At 64.7% G+C, this 15508-nt stretch carries 15 protein-coding genes; 9 read left to right on the forward strand and 6 right to left on the reverse strand.

Annotation, left to right across the window (positions count from 1 at the left end):
• Window positions 1-122: 122 nt before the first annotated feature.
• From P9236_RS05640 to cobT, 3 genes are all read left to right on the forward strand, one after another.
• Window positions 123-746, forward strand: a complete 624-nt coding sequence (locus tag P9236_RS05640) for a J domain-containing protein (protein WP_278073628.1) — start codon at window positions 123-125, stop codon at window positions 744-746.
• A 123-nt stretch (window positions 747-869) separates the two neighbouring features.
• Window positions 870-1856, forward strand: coding sequence for a cobaltochelatase subunit CobS (gene cobS, locus P9236_RS05645; protein WP_278073629.1), 987 nt, complete (start codon window positions 870-872; stop codon window positions 1854-1856).
• 52 nt (window positions 1857-1908) lie between these two features.
• Window positions 1909-3807, forward strand: a complete 1899-nt coding sequence (gene cobT / locus P9236_RS05650) for a cobaltochelatase subunit CobT (RefSeq protein ID WP_278073630.1) — start codon at window positions 1909-1911, stop codon at window positions 3805-3807.
• Between the two features lie 163 nt (window positions 3808-3970).
• Here cobT and P9236_RS05655 read toward each other — a convergent pair whose 3' ends face one another.
• From P9236_RS05655 to rpmB, 4 genes are all read right to left on the reverse strand, one after another.
• Window positions 3971-5749, reverse strand: a complete 1779-nt coding sequence (locus tag P9236_RS05655; RefSeq protein WP_278073631.1) for a GtrA family protein — start codon at window positions 5747-5749, stop codon at window positions 3971-3973.
• A 192-nt stretch (window positions 5750-5941) separates the two neighbouring features.
• The gene (locus tag P9236_RS05660; RefSeq protein WP_278073632.1) at window positions 5942-6616 is read right to left on the reverse strand and encodes a hypothetical protein; all 675 of its coding nucleotides are present in this window, start codon (window positions 6614-6616) and stop codon (window positions 5942-5944) included.
• 66 nt (window positions 6617-6682) lie between these two features.
• Complete coding sequence (locus tag P9236_RS05665) at window positions 6683-7363, reverse strand: queuosine precursor transporter (protein ID WP_278073633.1); 681 nt, start codon at window positions 7361-7363, stop codon at window positions 6683-6685.
• Window positions 7364-7500: 137 nt separating this feature from the next.
• Entirely contained in the window at window positions 7501-7797 is a 297-nt protein-coding gene (rpmB, locus tag P9236_RS05670; RefSeq protein WP_192251560.1) for a 50S ribosomal protein L28, read from the reverse strand.
• A gap of 254 nt (window positions 7798-8051) precedes the next feature.
• Here rpmB and P9236_RS05675 point away from each other — a divergent pair, with 254 nt between their 5' ends.
• From P9236_RS05675 to P9236_RS05685, 3 genes are read left to right on the forward strand one after another with little or no spacing between them, the layout of a single operon-like run.
• Window positions 8052-8843, forward strand: a complete 792-nt coding sequence (locus P9236_RS05675) for a DUF3108 domain-containing protein (RefSeq protein WP_278073634.1) — start codon at window positions 8052-8054, stop codon at window positions 8841-8843.
• Window positions 8844-8870: 27 nt separating this feature from the next.
• Window positions 8871-9758 carry an EamA family transporter gene (locus tag P9236_RS05680; protein WP_278073635.1) on the forward strand — a complete coding sequence of 296 codons (888 nt, stop codon included), beginning with the start codon at window positions 8871-8873 and terminating at the stop codon, window positions 9756-9758.
• Window positions 9755-10426: a lysoplasmalogenase gene (locus P9236_RS05685; RefSeq protein ID WP_278073636.1), complete on the forward strand. Its 672-nt coding sequence runs from the start codon at window positions 9755-9757 to the stop codon at window positions 10424-10426. Before P9236_RS05680 ends, P9236_RS05685 begins: the two co-directional genes overlap by 4 nt.
• Here the strand turns inward: P9236_RS05685 and P9236_RS05690 are convergent.
• Both P9236_RS05690 and gloB read right to left on the reverse strand, forming a co-directional pair.
• Window positions 10423-10854 (reverse strand): cupin domain-containing protein, encoded by a 432-nt coding sequence (locus tag P9236_RS05690; protein ID WP_278073637.1) that lies wholly within the window; start codon window positions 10852-10854, stop codon window positions 10423-10425. The two genes, P9236_RS05685 and P9236_RS05690, sit on opposite strands and share 4 nt — an antisense overlap.
• Window positions 10855-10978: 124 nt before the next feature.
• Window positions 10979-11746, reverse strand: coding sequence for a hydroxyacylglutathione hydrolase (gloB, locus tag P9236_RS05695; protein WP_278073638.1), 768 nt, complete (start codon window positions 11744-11746; stop codon window positions 10979-10981).
• A gap of 99 nt (window positions 11747-11845) precedes the next feature.
• Between gloB and P9236_RS05700 the strand changes: the two genes are divergently transcribed.
• The 3 genes from P9236_RS05700 (at window position 11846) to P9236_RS05710 (ending at window position 15500) form a co-directional block, all read left to right on the forward strand.
• Complete coding sequence (locus tag P9236_RS05700; protein ID WP_278073639.1) at window positions 11846-12628, forward strand: methyltransferase domain-containing protein; 783 nt, start codon at window positions 11846-11848, stop codon at window positions 12626-12628.
• A gap of 104 nt (window positions 12629-12732) precedes the next feature.
• Window positions 12733-14544: an ABC transporter ATP-binding protein/permease gene (locus tag P9236_RS05705; RefSeq protein WP_278073640.1), complete on the forward strand. Its 1812-nt coding sequence runs from the start codon at window positions 12733-12735 to the stop codon at window positions 14542-14544.
• Between the two features lie 155 nt (window positions 14545-14699).
• On the forward strand, window positions 14700-15500 hold the full coding sequence (locus P9236_RS05710; protein WP_278073641.1) for a DUF1194 domain-containing protein: 801 nt from the start codon (window positions 14700-14702) through the stop codon (window positions 15498-15500).
• Window positions 15501-15508 lie beyond the last annotated feature (8 nt).

Here is a 15508-nt window from a genome sequence, read left to right on the forward strand (position 1 = left end):
ACCACATCTGCGGCACTGCCGCAAAATCTGCATTTTCGACCGCTTTTAAGCCGCGATTCAGCGGTTAGGGCGATCATCGGCGAAATGTCAATTCTTGTTTCGCACTAGCGAACAGCCCATAAATGGGTGAGATGAAACCGTATCCCAAATATTTCGAGAAAATCCGTATCCGGCCGGAAAAGGACGCGGAGCTGAAGTCGCGCGCCCCGATCTGCCAGTGGGACGGCTGCAGCGAGGCCGGCACGCATCGCGCGCCGGTCGGACGCCTGAAGGAGGGCGAGTATTTCCGCTTCTGCTTCGATCACGTGCGTGAATACAACAAGAGCTTCAATTACTTCTCGGGCGTGTCGGACAGCGAGATCGCCCGCTTCCAGAAGGAGGCGCTGACCGGCCACCGGCCGACCTGGCGCATGGGCGCCAATGGCGGCGGAATGCGTTCGGCGCCCGATTTCGCGCAGCTCCGTTCAGGGCGCGCCGGCTACTACAATCGCATGCGCGACCCCTTCAACCTGTTCGGCGGCGGCCCGCGGGAGGTGCGCGAGCGCAAGGCAAAGCCGCTTGAGGCCAAGGCGCTGGAAACGCTTGGCCTTGATACAAAGGCGACTGGCAAGGATATCAAGGCGCGCTATAAGGAACTCGTAAAGCGCCACCATCCGGATGCGAATGGCGGCGACAGAGGTTCGGAAGACCGGTTCCGCGATGTGCTGCAGGCCTATCGCGTGCTCAAGCAAGCAGGATTGTGCTGAGCGGCCCTACGGTCCGTGTCGTTTTCCAACTTTCATAAGGTTGGAAAAGGCTCTAAGACCGCCCCCGGACAAAATCGATTGCCGGCGAAACGCGGCGTTTCGCCCGTGGAGACGTTGATAGTGATGAACAAGGTCGATCGCGACATCGCCAACCTGCCGGACACGACGGTGTCGGTGAAGGAGAAATTCGGCTTCGATTCCAAGATGGTGGTTCCCGCCTATTCGGTCTCGACCGAGCATGTGCCCGACATCGACCCGGACTATCTGTTCGACAAGGCGACGACATTGGCGATCCTCGCCGGCTTCGCGTACAACCGCCGCGTCATGGTGTCCGGCTATCACGGCACCGGCAAGTCGACCCATATCGAGCAGGTCGCCGCGCGGCTCAACTGGCCCTGCGTGCGCGTCAACCTCGACAGCCACGTCAGCCGTATCGACCTCGTCGGCAAGGACGCCATCGTCGTCAAGGAAGGCCTGCAGATCACCGAGTTCCGCGACGGCATCCTGCCCTGGGCCTATCAGCACAATGTGGCGCTCTGCTTCGACGAATACGACGCCGGCCGCCCGGACGTGATGTTCGTCATCCAGCGCGTGCTGGAATCGTCGGGCCGGCTGACGCTGCTGGACCAGAGCCGGGTCATCCGCCCGCATCCGGCCTTCCGGCTGTTCGCCACCGCCAACACGGTCGGCCTCGGCGACACCACCGGCCTCTATCACGGCACGCAGCAGATCAACCAGGCGCAGATGGACCGCTGGTCGATCGTCACGACGCTCAACTACCTGCCGCATGACAACGAGGTGAGCATCGTGCTGGCCAAGGCCAAGCACTATCGCGACAGCAAAGGCAAGGAGATCGTCAACAAGATGGTGCGCGTCGCCGACATGACGCGCTCGGCCTTCATCAACGGCGACCTGTCGACGGTGATGAGCCCGCGTACCGTCATCACCTGGGCCGAGAATGCCGAGATCTTCGGTGACATCGGCATGGCGTTCCGGCTGACCTTCCTCAACAAGTGCGACGAGCTGGAGCGTTCGGTGGTCGCCGAATTCTACCAGCGCGCCTTCGGCGAGGATCTGCCGGAGAGCGCCGCCAACGTGGTGCTGGGGTAGGCGCGTGCCGGAAGGCCTGGCCTTTCGGACCAAACCGCGCAGGGAATGATCGATGGCGGGTCCGGGCGACAACACGCGCAACAAGCCGAAGAACGGGTCTGAAGCGGACAGCTTCAAGCGCGCCGTCACCGTCTGCATGCGCGCTGTCGCCGGCGACAAGGACCTCGAGGTAAGCTTCGCCAAGGATCGGCCGGCGCTGGCCGGGAATCGCGCCCGCCTGCCCGAACTGCCGAAAAAGGCTTCGCGCAACGACATCGCGGTCACCCGCGGCATCGGCGATTCCATGGCGTTGAAGCGCGCCTGCCATGACCAACGCATCCACAGCAAGCTGGCGCCGGAAGGCAAGCTAGCCCGGGCGATCTTCGACGCCGTCGAGCAGGCGCGCGTCGAGGCGATCGGCAGCCGCGCCATGCAGGGCGTGGCCGACAATATAGGCTCCATGCTCGAGGACAAATACGCAAGGGCGAACCTCGTCGACGTCAAGGACAAGGCCGACGCGCCGCTCGAGGAGGCGGTGGCACTGATGGTGCGCGAGAAGCTCACCGGCCGCCCAGTGCCGAAGAGCGGAGAGCGGCTGGTCGATCTGTGGCGCCCCTGGGTCGAGGAAAAGGCTAGCGGCGATCTCGACGGCCTGTCGTCCAAGCTCGACGACCAGCAGGCTTTCGCGCGCGTCGTGCGCGACATGCTCGTCTCCATGGAAATGGCCGAGGAGCTCGGCGACGACCAGGAGACGGAGGACTCCGAGGACAACGAAGAGAACGAGCAGCAAGGCGAGCAGCAGAGCGAGGAAGGCGGCGAGGACGATTCCGGCTCGGAGCAGTCGCAGTCGGAGGACGCCGAAGCTTCGGCCGATGAGGAAGAGTCCGCCGAGACGGAAGCGACCGACGCCACATCGGACGACCTCTCCGACGAGGACGATTCCGACGCCGAGACGCCTGGCGAGGCACGCCGCAACGACAATCCGTTCCTCAACCTGCCGAAGGAGATCGACTACAAGGTCTTCACCACCGCTTTCGATGAGACGGTCGGCGCCGAGGACCTGTGCGAGGAAGAGGAGCTCGACCGGCTGCGCGCCTTCCTCGACAAGCAGCTTGCCAATCTCTCGGGCGTCGTCGGCCGCTTGGCCAACCGGCTGCAGCGCCGCCTGATGGCGCAGCAGAACCGCTCCTGGGATTTCGACCTGGAGGAGGGCTATCTCGATCCGGCGCGGCTGGTCCGTGTCGTCATCGACCCGATGCAGCCGCTCTCCTTCAAACAGGAGCGCGACACCAAGTTCCGCGACACGGTGGTGTCGCTGGTGCTCGACAATTCGGGCTCGATGCGCGGTCGGCCGATCACGGTGGCCGCGACCTGCGCCGACATTCTGGCGCGCACGCTGGAGCGCTGCGGCGTTTCGGTGGAAATCCTCGGCTTCACCACCCGCGCCTGGAAGGGCGGGCAGGCACGCGAGAAATGGCTGAAGGACGGCAAGCCGCCGAATCCCGGTCGGCTCAACGATCTGCGCCACATCATCTACAAGTCCGCCGACCATCCGTGGCGGCGCGCGCGCCGCAATCTCGGCCTGATGATGCGCGAGGGCCTGCTCAAGGAGAACATCGACGGCGAGGCGCTGCTGTGGGCGCACAATCGGCTGATCGGCCGGCCGGAGCAACGCAAGATCCTGATGATGATCTCGGACGGCGCGCCGGTCGACGATTCCACCTTGTCCGTCAATCCCGGCAACTATCTGGAGCGGCACCTGCGTGCGGTGATCGATCTCATCGAGACGCGCTCGCCGGTCGAGCTTTTGGCCATCGGCATCGGGCATGACGTCACCCGCTACTATCGCCGCGCGGTCACCATCGTCGATGCCGAGGAATTGGCTGGCGCCATGACCGAGCAGTTGGCCTCGCTGTTCGACGAGGAGAGCGCGCGCGACATGCGCCGCGGCGGCTTGCGGCGCGCCGGATGATCTTTTCGCGGGGCGGCGATTGCGGACCAGCGAGCTCCGGTCGAGGCAATAGAGATTTCGGCGTAGCTTATCTGGAATTCATCCTGCATCAGGACTGACCAGCGCTCAGCTTCTTTTTGAGGCGGACGCAAAAACCGTTACACAGTTTTCCTGGAATTGATCCTCAGCGGACTTTGTAAATCTCGACCGGCTTGTTCGCCGTCGTGCCGTCCAATTCCAGCCAGTCTGGGACGTCTCGCTTCAGCAGCCGCGCGGCCAGGCCCGTGGGAGCCTCGACGGCGAGCGACAGCTCTTCCGAATTGCCGCGGCATATGGCGACCAGCCCGACATGTTCGCGCTGGACGATGGCGCGGGCCGCGTCCGGCGTTCCCATGAAGGCGTCAAGCATGGCGAGATTGCCGCCGACATTGCGATGATAGGGGCCGGCCAATGCCCGGTGGCCGGTAAACATCACTATGGCGGAGCCGAGATTGGAAGACGCAAGCACCGTCGTCGCCGGCATGGCGGCAAGATCGCTGAAGTCTTCGGCCTTACCGCAGGTCAGCGCATGATCCGCGTCGGAATTGATGCCCGTGGGCGCCCGCTGGACCACGGACTGCGCCGCGACCGCGACGCCGGCCCAGGTCGCGTTGAGCGACACCAGCCATGCCGCCGCGATGCGGGTGGAGACGCGCCATGACTGGGCGGCGTTTGCCTGCAGGCGAATCCCGGCGATCCAGGTCGAGAGAGGCAGCACCGCGAAGGCGACCGAGAAGGTCGAGCCGCGCACCTGCCAGAGGCTGACGACGAAAGCGACGATCAGCAATGCAGCGGCAAGGACTTCCTCGCGGCGCAGGCGGCGGCCGCGCAGCTGAAGGCCGATCAAGAGGATCGCGATGAAAGGCGTCACATAGCGCGCCGCCATCAGCTTCGGCTGATTGACGGCGACGCTGAGGAAGGGCTGCGCCTCGACGACGTCGTTCAGCCAATAGGTGCGGACGCGCTCGTCCATGCCGGCATAGGGCGATGCCAGGCATTGCGGGAAGAAGACGATCGCAACGGCCGCGACCGCCAATGCCAAAGCCGACATCCAGACAAACCGCTTCCTAGCCGTCGACGGTCTGGACAGGCCCGCAACCGCCGCCACGCCGAAGCCCGACAGCGCCGCTATGACAAATTGGAAGGCCGAGAAGGCATCGCACTGGGTTACGCCCCATGCCGATGGCGGTATAGTGGCGACAAGGACGACCGAGGCCATTGCAGCAAATCCGATGCCGAAGCCGTGCGCGGTCTGGCGCTCCCTTTCGTCAAGGATGAAGAGCACGGCAGCACAGGCGCCAAGTGTGGCCACATAAGGCGCGGTCTCCATGCCGACGGCAAGGGTGAGGCCAGCGCACAGGCCGGACAGGAGGGCCGCGGGCCGCCAGAAGGGAGCCTCCATCAAAAGGTAAAGGCTGGCCGCCGTCAAAAGGAGCTGGACATTGTGGTGGTCGAGCGTGCCGGGGTTGAAAATGCCGAGAAAGAACAGCGCCGCAGTCGCCAGCACCACCGACGGCATCGCCACGTCCGCGCCGGCGAAACGCCGCGAGGCACGCACGATGACGAATATGGTTAGTCCATAAAGCGAGAGCGGCCAGATGATCTGCGCGGCTTTTTCAGCGGCTGCCGTGCTGGTGCCCACCGCCTGGAAGGCAAGGATGATCAGCGCGATCGGCGTGTCGACCAGCCGCGACCAGTGCATGACGAAGCCGCCGGTCAGGCCCATCCGGTATTGGTGAAGATCGAACCAGCTCTGCCCCGCCAAGAGGTCGCGAACCTCGACCAGCCTCAGCATGCTGTCGTTGTCGGCGCCAAGGTCCGCGATCGTCGGGAAGCCGGAGACCGCATTGATCGCAAACACGACCAGCATCGCGCAGAGCGCGAGCAGGAGATCATGTTTCCAACCGGTGCCCTGGATGGCCATGCCGTCGCGATGTCCTGGATCGTTTTCGCAATCCTGCATCATCGGCCGTAACAAAGCGTAAAGCCGCTGGCGATGGCCGGCGTTAAAGCGCGTCGCGTTGGAACGGATTCAAGCGATGCGCTCAAGTCTCTGTTTTGATGCAGTCGTTCTCCCAAAACCGCTGCGCACTTTTGGGCGACACGCATTGGGGGATCAGCGTTCGCTGGCCGCGATCCAGATCACGTGGCGGGCACCGCGCTTGCCGTTGGCGCGCGTGTTGATCTCCTCGACCACGAAGCTGGCCTGCTTCAGCCGCCGCGTGAAGCCGCTGTTCGGTCCCTGCGACCAGACCGCCAGCACGCCGCCGGGTCTCAACGCGGCACGCGCGGCTGCGAGGCCGGCCGCGCTATAGAGCGAGTCATTGCCCTTGTAGACGATGCCTTCGGGACCATTGTCGACGTCGAGCAGGATGGCGTCCCAGGCGGCTGCGTCCGCCTTTATCAGTTGACCGATATCAGCCTCGCGAATGGTGACGCGGGGATCGTCGAGGCAGCCGTCGAAAATCCCGGCCATCGGGCCGCGTGCCCAGGCGACGACTTCTGGGACAAGTTCTGCGACGGTGACGGCCGCGTCTCCATCAAGCGCCGCGAGAGCGGCGCGCAAGGTGAAGCCCATGCCGAGCCCACCGATAAGGAGTCTTGGCTGCTTGCGGCCAGCGATCCGTTCGCAGGAAAGTCTGGCGAGTGCCTCCTCGGAGCCGCTCAGGCGGCTGTTCATCAGCTCATTGGTGCCCAGCATGATCGAGAATTCATTGCCGCGCCGTTTCAGGCGAAGTTCCTGAGCGCCATCGGGCGTGCGGGCTGAAGCAAGCTGAACCCAGGGGATCATGCTCTCTCTTTTTGTTGGAGCATGATCTGTTCCAAAAACCGGTTCCCACTTTTTGGGATCATGCTTTCAGACCGCGAGTGCCGGCTGGCTCCAGCGGGCGGCGAGCAGCCGGTAGGGGATCAGCGCCACCACCGCAATGATCAGCTTGACCGACAGATCGCCCAGTGCCCAGGAGACCCAACGCATCGTCTCGACCGGCAGCACGCCCATCAGCGGCGCCGTCTCCAGCGCGAAGCTGTCGTTCGGCCCGACAAAGGCGAAGGCGGTGGAGAAGGCGACGCCGAAGAAAACGACGGTATCGAAGATAGAACCGGCCAGGGTGCCGACGATCGGCGCACGCCACCAGCTTTGCCGGCGCAGCCGGTTGAACACGGTCACGTCGAGCAGTTGCGCGATGAGGAAAGCGGCGCCGGAAGCGGCCGCTATGCGCACCAGCCGGTCCGCGGCGGTCTCGAATTCGATCAGGCCGTGACGGAACAGGAAGGGCGGAACGAGGATCGAGCAGGTCACCGCCGTCATGAAGCCGACGAACACCACCTTGCGCGCCACGGCGGGACCGTAGCGGCGGTTGGCAAGGTCGGTGACCAGGAAGGAGAAGGGATAGGTGAAGGCGCCCCAGGTGAGCAGGTCGGCCAGCGACAGGCCGCCGATCTGACCTTGCATCGGGAACTGGACGAGGATGTTCGACGCCACGACAACAAGCGCCATGGCGGCCACGAAGGGCAGGTATCGCGTAAGGAAGTTCATTTTTTTATCCTGGGTAATGGAACCAGCTGAGCGTCCAAGCGGACGCTCGCTCTGTTCGAGAACCGGATTGATCCCAAAGCCGCATCGCGGCTTTCGGTCCGGTGCTCGAGGCGGTCGTCCCCCGCCTCAAAGGCGCTTCAGGCGGCCGACTGCTCGGCCAGCTTCTTGGCGATCTGCTTCTTCAGGAGGCGGGCGCGCTGCGACAGTTCCTTAGCGTCGGCCTTGGCCAGGAACGCGTCGAGACCGCCGCGATGCTCGACCGAACGCAGCGCGTTGGCCGAAATGCGCAGGCGCACGTTCTGGTTCAGCACTTCGGAAATCAACGTCACATTGACCAGGTTCGGCAGGAAGCGACGCTTGGTCTTGTTGTTGGCATGGCTCACATTGTTGCCGGTCTGGACTGCCTTGGCAGTGAGCTCGCAGGTACGGGACATCTTGTCTAACCTTCAGTTCTAAACCTGCCAAACCATTCTGCTCGCGCCAGGCGGCGCGCGGTCTCGGTCAGGCGGCCTTTGGAAAAGTTGGCGTTCCATAGTTGCATTTCGCCACTACGTCAAGCTCCGGCACGTGCGCTGCGACATGGCGCGCTCCATATAAAGGTCGGATTTCGCCCTATAAGCCCTTCGCGAAGGGATTGCCAGGCTGGAACCATTGCATTTCCGGCCAGTATCAAGGATTCGCCGCCGCCATGCTTCGATCATCCTACGCCCTTGCCGCGCTTCTCGTCGTCGCCGTGCCCTCGACAGGCTTCGCCGCGGCCGCGCCGCAAGCCTTCAAAGGCGAATATACCGTCTCCTTCCTTGGCCTTTCGGTCGCCAAGGCGACGTTTTCGAGCCGTTACGACGGCGACACCTATGCCATCAACGGCACGGTCTCGGCCGCCGGCATCGCCAAGCTGTTCGACGACACGAAAGGCACGATCTCATCGAAAGGCACGATTTCGGGCCAGCAGATGCGGCCCCAGGCCTTCCGGGCCGATTACATTTCCGGCAAGAAGGCCTCGGCGGTCGACATACGCTTCGCCAATGGCGGGGTCGCTTCGACGAAGGTCGTCCCGGAGCCAGGCAAGCGCGATCCGAAGAGCTGGGTGCCGGTCGGCGACGGCGATCTGAAATCGGTGCTCGATCCGATGGCGGCGACCGTCGTCCACGCCGACAGCCTGGACAAGGTCTGCGGGCGGACCGTCAAGTTCTACGACGGCGAGATGCGCGCCAACCTGTCGCTGACCTACGCCTCGAAAGGCTCGATCTCGGTGCCCGGCTACAAGGGCGACACCGTCACCTGCAAGATGGGCTTCGAGCCGGTGGCGGGCTACCGCAAGGGGCGCAAGGCGCTGGAGTTCCTCAAGAACAAGAGCCGCATGATGGTGACATTTGCACCGCTCGGCCAATCCGGCGTATATGCGCCGATCCGCGCCACGGTCGGGACTCAGATCGGTCCGCTGACCATCAGCGCGAGACGTTTCGAAGCAGTAGACTAGGCGCACGGCGCGCCGCCGGGGACAGGTATGGGGCGCGCAACACTGATCGGTTTCTCGGCGGTCGCCATGTGGGCGCTGCTTGCACTGCTCACCGACGCCTCCGGGCAGGTGCCGCCGTTCCTTTTGTCGGCCATCACCTTCGCCATCGGCACCTGCGTCGGGCTTGTCGCCAGGCTGGTGATGCCTTCGCCAGACAACAACCAGAAGATTCCGCCGCAGGTGTGGCTGATCGGGATTGCCGGCCTGTTCGGCTACCATTTCTTCTACTTCACGGCGCTGCGCAACGCGCCGGCGGTCGAGGCAAGCCTGATCGCCTATCTGTGGCCGCTCTTGATAGTGCTCGGCTCGGCGCTGATGCCGGGCGAGCGGCTGGCCTGGAACCATGTCGTCGGCGCGCTGCTCGGTCTTGCCGGCACCGTCCTCATCGTCACCAAGGGCGGCGGGCTCGCCTTCGACGCGCGCTACGCCTTCGGCTATGCGATGGCGGGCGTCTGCGCACTTTTGTGGTCGTCCTACTCGCTCTTGTCGCGGCGCTTCCCATCGGTGCCGACCTCGATCGTCACATGGTTCTGCGCCGCGACGTCGGTGCTCTCGTTCGTCTGCCACCTGTTGCTCGAAAAGACCGTGCTGCCGGATGGTCCGGGCCAGTGGCTGGCGGTCGTCGGGCTCGGCCTGATGCCGGTCGGCGCCGCCTTCTACGCCTGGGATGTTGGCGTCAAGCGCGGCAACATCCAGGTCCTGGGGGCGGCAAGCTATGCCGCACCGCTTTTGTCGACGCTGGTGCTGATCGCCGCGGGCGTGGCCGAGCCGTCATTGCGCATCCTCGCGGCCTGCGTGCTCATAACCGGCGGGGCGGCGCTCGCCGCGAAGTCGCTCTTGCTGCACAAGCCGGCGACCGGCGGAGCAAGCGCATGATGCCGTTTCCGGGCGGCATCGACGCCAACCCGAATGCGACGCTTCTGTTCTCGGTCGCCGCCGCCGCGATCTATGCCCTGGCGCTCGAGCTGTCGCCCCGCATCGCCCGCTCCGCCGCCAAGACTCTGGCCGTAGGCTTGCTGGCGGCGCTCGCCGTCATGCAGGGCGGTCCGCTGCTGCTCGTCGCGGCGCTGGCGCTCAGCTCGGTCGGTGACGCGTTCCTGTCGCGCGACGGCGAGAAGGCCTTCCTTGGCGGGTTGGCGAGCTTCCTCGTCGCGCATGTCGCCTACGTCGCCCTGTTCCTGGAGGTGGGTGGCGGGATCGGGCTGCTCGCCGCCGAGCCGTGGCGCGGCGCGGTCGCGCTGGCGATGGCTGTGTTCGCTGTCGTGATGCTCGCCACGCTGTGGCGTCGCGTCGGTCCCGCCTTGCGCGTTCCGATCGCCGTCTATGTCGCGGCGATCCTTGCCATGGGCATTGCGGCGCTCACCACCTTCCATCCCTGGGTCGTTGCCGGCGCGGTGCTGTTCATGGCCTCGGACGGGCTGCTGGCGGCCGAGCGCTTCCTGCTTGCCGCGATCTCGCCGCATCGCGTCTGGATGCGTTACGCGGTCTGGGTGCTCTATTATGCGGCCCAGCTGGCGATCACGCTTGGTTTTCTCTTGAGTTAAGCGGTTTTCGGCTGCCAGCCGGGCTCGGCCAGCTCGAAAGCGGCGAAGTCGAAGCCAGGCGCCACCGTGCAGCCGACCAGCGTCCATTCGCCGAGGCTGCGCGCCGACTGCCACCAGCCGGCCGGCACGACGATCTGCGGCCGCTCGCCCGCGGCAAGGGCCGTGCCCAGCACCTGTTCGATGACGGCGCCGGCGCCTTCCTCATGCATGGCGAGCGCCAGCGGCGCGCCGGCATAGAAATGCCAGACCTCAGCCGCGTCCTTCACCCGGTGCCAGGCCGAAAGCTGGCCATGCTCCAAAAGGAAATAGATCGCGGTCGAATGGCCGCGCGGGCCTCCTGAGCCGTCGCGAAAAGTCTCGGCATACCAGCCGCCTTCGGGATGCGGCTGGAGACCCAACGTTGCGATGATTTCAGCGGCGCCGGTCATGCAGGGAAATCTCTATTTTGATGCATGCCGTTGCCCAAAACCGCCATGCACTTTTGGGCGACATGCATTGAGCTTGATGCATGTCGTTGTCCCAAAACCGCTGCACACTTTTGGGCGACATGCATCAGAAATGGTCCTTGCGCTTGCGAACCTCGGCGAACACCTCTGCGTCGCTCGCTCTCTCCATGCCGAGATGCTTGCGGATCGCCGGGTCATGCCAGCGCAGGAACGGATTCGTCGACAGTTCCTCGCCGATCGTCGTCGGCAGGGTCGGCTTGTTGTCGGCGCGCAGCGCCTCGATCCTGGCGGCGCGCTCCTTCAAGGCCGAATTCGTGGGGTCGACGGTCAGCGCGAAGCGGGCATTGGCTAAAGTATATTCGTGGCCGCAATAGATCACCGTCTCGGCTGGAAGAGCAGCGAGCTTCTTCAGCGATTCATACATCACGGGCGGCTTGCACTCGAAGATCCGGCCGCAGCCCAACGCGAACAGCGTGTCGGCGGTGAAGGCCACTTTCGAGGCCGGCAGATGGTAGGAGACGTGGCCGGCGGTGTGGCCGGGCGTTTCGATGACGTCGATCCTTTCCTCGCCAAGGCGGATGACGGAGCCTTGCTTGACGGTCTCGTCGATGCCCGGGATCTTTGCCTTTTCCGCCTCCGGCCCGATGATGGTGAGCTTGAAGCGCTCCTTCAGGGCCAGATTGGCCTCGACATGGTCGCCATGATGATGCGTGGTCAGGATCATGGTCGGCGTCCAGCCGGTGCGCTTGATCGCGGCCAGGATCGGAGCTTCCTCCGGAGCGTCGATGATCGCGGTCTGACCGCTTTCGGGGTCATGGACCAGCACGCCGAAATTGTCGGTGCGGCACATGAACTGTTCGATTTCGACCGGCATCTCGTCGCTCTCCGTTATCACCGCAGACATAGGGCGGCCAGCCGCCGATGTCATCCGCCTTTGTTGAACTCGACATTTATCGCGGCTACCGTCCGGCGCATGCATTCGGATATCGTCGACCTCCGCTCCTTCTATTCGACCACACTTGGCCGCCTGGCCGAACGCGCGATCACCATGGCGCTGTCGTCGATATGGGCAACCGTTCCGAACGAACGTCTGGTCGGCCTCGGCTATACGCTGCCCTGGCTGGAGCGGTTCGGCAGCGATGCCGAGCGGGTCTTTGCGTTCATGCCGGCGACGCAGGGGGCGGTCGTGTGGCCGGCGACCGGGCCGACGGCGACGGCGCTCGTCTTCGACGAGGAACTGCCGCTGGTCGATTCCTGCATCGACCGCATGTTGCTCGTGCATTCGCTCGAACATGTCGAAAATCCGCGCGAGACGCTGAACGAGATCTGGCGCGTGCTGTCGCCTGCAGGCAGGGTTGTCATCGTCGTGCCCAACCGGCGCGGCGTCTGGGCACGCTTCGAGCACACGCCCTTCGGCAACGGCCGGCCGTTCTCGCGCGGGCAGCTCACCGAACTGCTGCGCGAGGCCAATTTCACGCCCGCCGCATGGTCGGACGCGCTGTTCTTCCCGCCATCGCCGCGACGCTTCATGATGCAGTTCCACAACGTGCTGGAGCGCGCCGGCCGGCGCCTCTGGCCGATCTTTTCCGGCGTTATCGTCGTCGAGGCGCAGAAGCGGCTCTACCAGGGCGTGCCAGTCGCGCAGCGCGCGTCGCGCCGGGTCTTCGTCCCGGTCTTCTCGCCGCAGGGCGCGACAACGCTCGGGCGCCGCGCCGCCAGCCCGGTGACGCCGGCCAGGCGGATGACGCGTTCGTGATCGGGGACAAGCCTTGCGCCGCATGGCGATCGTCACCCTATCTCAGGGGCGGCGGGATGCGGCATCGTCGTCGATGACCGTTCCCGGCAGCAGGGATCTAGCGTATGGATGACACGCCCAGCATAGAACAGGCCGCGTTCTCGATCGAGTCGAGCAGCCTCTCGGACCAGGTGACGACGATCAGGCTGGCGCTGAAGACGTCGCCGGTGCGCAGGCAGCTTCTGTGGGTCTCGATCGGCATTGTCGGCGTCATCGTCGCGACCTCGATCGGGCAGGTGCTGCTCAACCGCTGGAACCAGCCGTTCTACGACGCTCTGGCGCGGCGCGACCTGCAGGGATTCCTGCACCAGCTGATGGTGTTTGCCGTGATCGCCGGCAGCCTGCTGGTGCTCAATATCGGCCAGACCTGGCTCAACCAGACGATCCGGCTGAAGCTGCGAGAGGCGCTGACGCTGGACCTGATCGATGAATGGATGCGGCCGGCGCGCGCCTTCCGGCTCACCCACGCCGGCGCCATCGGCGTCAATCCCGACCAGCGCATGCAGCAGGACGCGGGGCATCTTTCCGACCTGTCGACCGATCTCGCCGTCGGCCTGCTGCAATCCTTCATTCTGCTTGTGTCCTTCATCGGCGTGCTGTGGGAGCTCTCCTCCGGCTTCGTCTTCCATGTCGGCGGCCGCTCCTTGGAAATACCGGGCTACATGGTCTGGGCGGCGCTCCTCTATGCCGGCATCGCCTCCTGGCTGAGCTGGCTGGTGGGCCGGCCGCTGATCCTCTTCAACAGCGATCGCTACACGCGCGAGGCGGAGCTGCGCTTCTCCATGGTCCGCGTCAACGAGAATGTCGACGCCATCGCGCTCGCCCATGGCGAGGCGGACGCTCGGCGGCAGCTGGAGTTCGACCTCGGCAACGTGCTCGGCGCCATGCGGCGCATCTACGGCGCCCAGATCAACCTGTCCTGGGTCACCGATGCCTATGGCTGGATCACCGTGGTGGCGCCGATCCTTGTCGCCGCGCCGGTCTATTTCGCGGGCGATATCAGCTTCGGCGGGTTGATGATGGCGGTCGGCGCCTTCAACCAGGTGAATTCCTCGCTGCGCTGGTTCATCAACAATATCGGCGCCATCGCCGATTGGCGGGCAACGCTGATGCGCGTCGCCGACTTCCGCATCGCGCTTGGCGAAACCGACATCCTGCATGCCAAGGAAAGGCGCATCGAGTTGAGCGAGAACGCGAATGGCACGCTGACATTCGAAAAGCTCGAAGTCGCATCGCCCGATGGGTGCACGAGGCTTGCCGAGACAGATGTCGAGATAAAGGCCGGCGAGCGCGTCATGATCACCGGCGATCCGCGTGCCGGCAAGACGCTGTTCTTCCGCGCCATCGCCGGCCTCTGGCCGTGGGGAGGCGGGCGCATCGGCATGCCGGCCGGGGAGAAGCCGTTCTTCGTGCCGCGCATGCCTTATTTCCCGCTCGGCACGCTGCGCGATGTGCTCAACCATACCGAAGGCGGTAAAATCGAGGACGCCGAGATTTCCGCGGTGCTCGGCGAAGTCGGGCTGGAGCGCCTGTCGTCGCAGCTCGACCGCTCGGCGCGCTGGGAGCACGAGCTGGCCGACGACGAACAGCGGCTGCTCGCCTTTGCCCGGCTGGCGCTGCGAAAGCCGAAATGGGTGATCATCGACGAAGCGCTGGACACCTTTGACGGCGCCACGCTGCGGCGCGTGCTGGCGATGCTGCAGGCCAGGCTGCCGGATGCAGCCATCCTCAATATCGGGCGCGGCCTGCACAACATCCAGTTCTTCCCGCGCGCTCTCACCATCGTCAAGGACAGCGGCCGATCGGCGCTTAAGCCGGCCCGTCTCCGCGCCGGGGCGATCGAACCGCCACCGCGTGCGGTGCGCGCCAAGAAATAGCTTTATTTCGCCGCGATCGCCGGGAAGAATCTCGGCCTAAAGCGTGTCGCGCTGAAACGCATTCAGGCGACGCGCTTTAAATCTTTGTCTTGATGCATGTCGTTCCCCAAAACCGCTGCGCACTTTTGGGCGACATGCATCAGTCGGAGCCTGCCATGCTCAAGCTGCTCAGCCTGCTTGCATGCCTTGCCTGCGCCGTGGCAGCGCCAATGCCTGCAATCGGCGACGGCACCCCTGTCGATGTCGAACTCGTGCTAGCCGTCGACATCTCGCAATCGATGGACGAAGAGGAGTTCGCCCTGCAGCGTGCCGGCTATGTCGAGGCGCTGCGCCATCGCGACTTCATCAGTGCTGTGCGCTCGGGCCCGAAAGGCCGCATCGCGCTCGCCTATTTCGAATGGGCGGGGGTCGTGCGCGACGACGGCGTGATTGCCTGGCAGCTCATCGACGGCGCGGACAGCGCCAACGCCTTTGCCGACAAGATCGCCGGCCGGCCGTTCCGGAGCTTTCGCGGCACGTCGATCTCGGGCGCTCTCGGCTTCGGTGCGGGGCTTTTGGAGAAAAACGGCTTTTCGGCGCCGCGCCGGGTCATCGACATATCGGGGGACGGGCCGAACAACGCAGGACTACCTGTCGCTATGACCCGCGACGCGGCTTTGGCCAAGGGCATAGTCATCAACGGCCTGCCGATCCTGATCAGTCCCTCGCCGAGCGTCAGCCGTCTCGATCGCTACTATGCCGACTGTGTCACCGGCGGTCCCGGCTCGTTCGTGCTGCCGATCTATGCGGCGTCCGAATTCTCGACCGCGATCCGCCGCAAGCTGATCCAGGAGGTGAGCGGCCTCACCGACGCCAGATCCATCCGCGTCGAGGATGCGGCGCCCGTCGATTGCCTGCTGGGCGAACGCCTTCGGCAGCGGTTTTCCGATCCCTATTTTCCGGAACTCGACAGATAGCAGTCCGT

Source organism: Mesorhizobium sp. WSM4884 (genome assembly GCF_029625675.1).
Lineage (GTDB): Bacteria > Pseudomonadota > Alphaproteobacteria > Rhizobiales > Rhizobiaceae > Mesorhizobium.

Excerpts from the sequence above, each read along its gene's own strand:
- P9236_RS05640 (WP_278073628.1), top strand. The coding sequence starts at position 123 with ATGGGTGAGATGAAACCGTATCCCAAATATTTCGAGAAAATCCGTATC.
- cobS (WP_278073629.1), top strand. The coding sequence starts at position 870 with ATGAACAAGGTCGATCGCGACATCGCCAACCTGCCGGACACGACGGTG.
- cobT (WP_278073630.1), top strand. The coding sequence starts at position 1,909 with ATGGCGGGTCCGGGCGACAACACGCGCAACAAGCCGAAGAACGGGTCT.
- P9236_RS05655 (WP_278073631.1), bottom strand. The coding sequence starts at position 5,749 with ATGGCCATCCAGGGCACCGGTTGGAAACATGATCTCCTGCTCGCGCTC.
- P9236_RS05660 (WP_278073632.1), bottom strand. The coding sequence starts at position 6,616 with ATGATCCCCTGGGTTCAGCTTGCTTCAGCCCGCACGCCCGATGGCGCT.
- P9236_RS05665 (WP_278073633.1), bottom strand. The coding sequence starts at position 7,363 with ATGAACTTCCTTACGCGATACCTGCCCTTCGTGGCCGCCATGGCGCTT.
- rpmB (WP_192251560.1), bottom strand. The coding sequence starts at position 7,797 with ATGTCCCGTACCTGCGAGCTCACTGCCAAGGCAGTCCAGACCGGCAAC.
- P9236_RS05675 (WP_278073634.1), top strand. The coding sequence starts at position 8,052 with ATGCTTCGATCATCCTACGCCCTTGCCGCGCTTCTCGTCGTCGCCGTG.
- P9236_RS05680 (WP_278073635.1), top strand. The coding sequence starts at position 8,871 with ATGGGGCGCGCAACACTGATCGGTTTCTCGGCGGTCGCCATGTGGGCG.
- P9236_RS05685 (WP_278073636.1), top strand. The coding sequence starts at position 9,755 with ATGATGCCGTTTCCGGGCGGCATCGACGCCAACCCGAATGCGACGCTT.
- P9236_RS05690 (WP_278073637.1), bottom strand. The coding sequence starts at position 10,854 with ATGACCGGCGCCGCTGAAATCATCGCAACGTTGGGTCTCCAGCCGCAT.
- gloB (WP_278073638.1), bottom strand. The coding sequence starts at position 11,746 with ATGCCGGTCGAAATCGAACAGTTCATGTGCCGCACCGACAATTTCGGC.
- P9236_RS05700 (WP_278073639.1), top strand. The coding sequence starts at position 11,846 with ATGCATTCGGATATCGTCGACCTCCGCTCCTTCTATTCGACCACACTT.
- P9236_RS05705 (WP_278073640.1), top strand. The coding sequence starts at position 12,733 with ATGGATGACACGCCCAGCATAGAACAGGCCGCGTTCTCGATCGAGTCG.
- P9236_RS05710 (WP_278073641.1), top strand. The coding sequence starts at position 14,700 with ATGCTCAAGCTGCTCAGCCTGCTTGCATGCCTTGCCTGCGCCGTGGCA.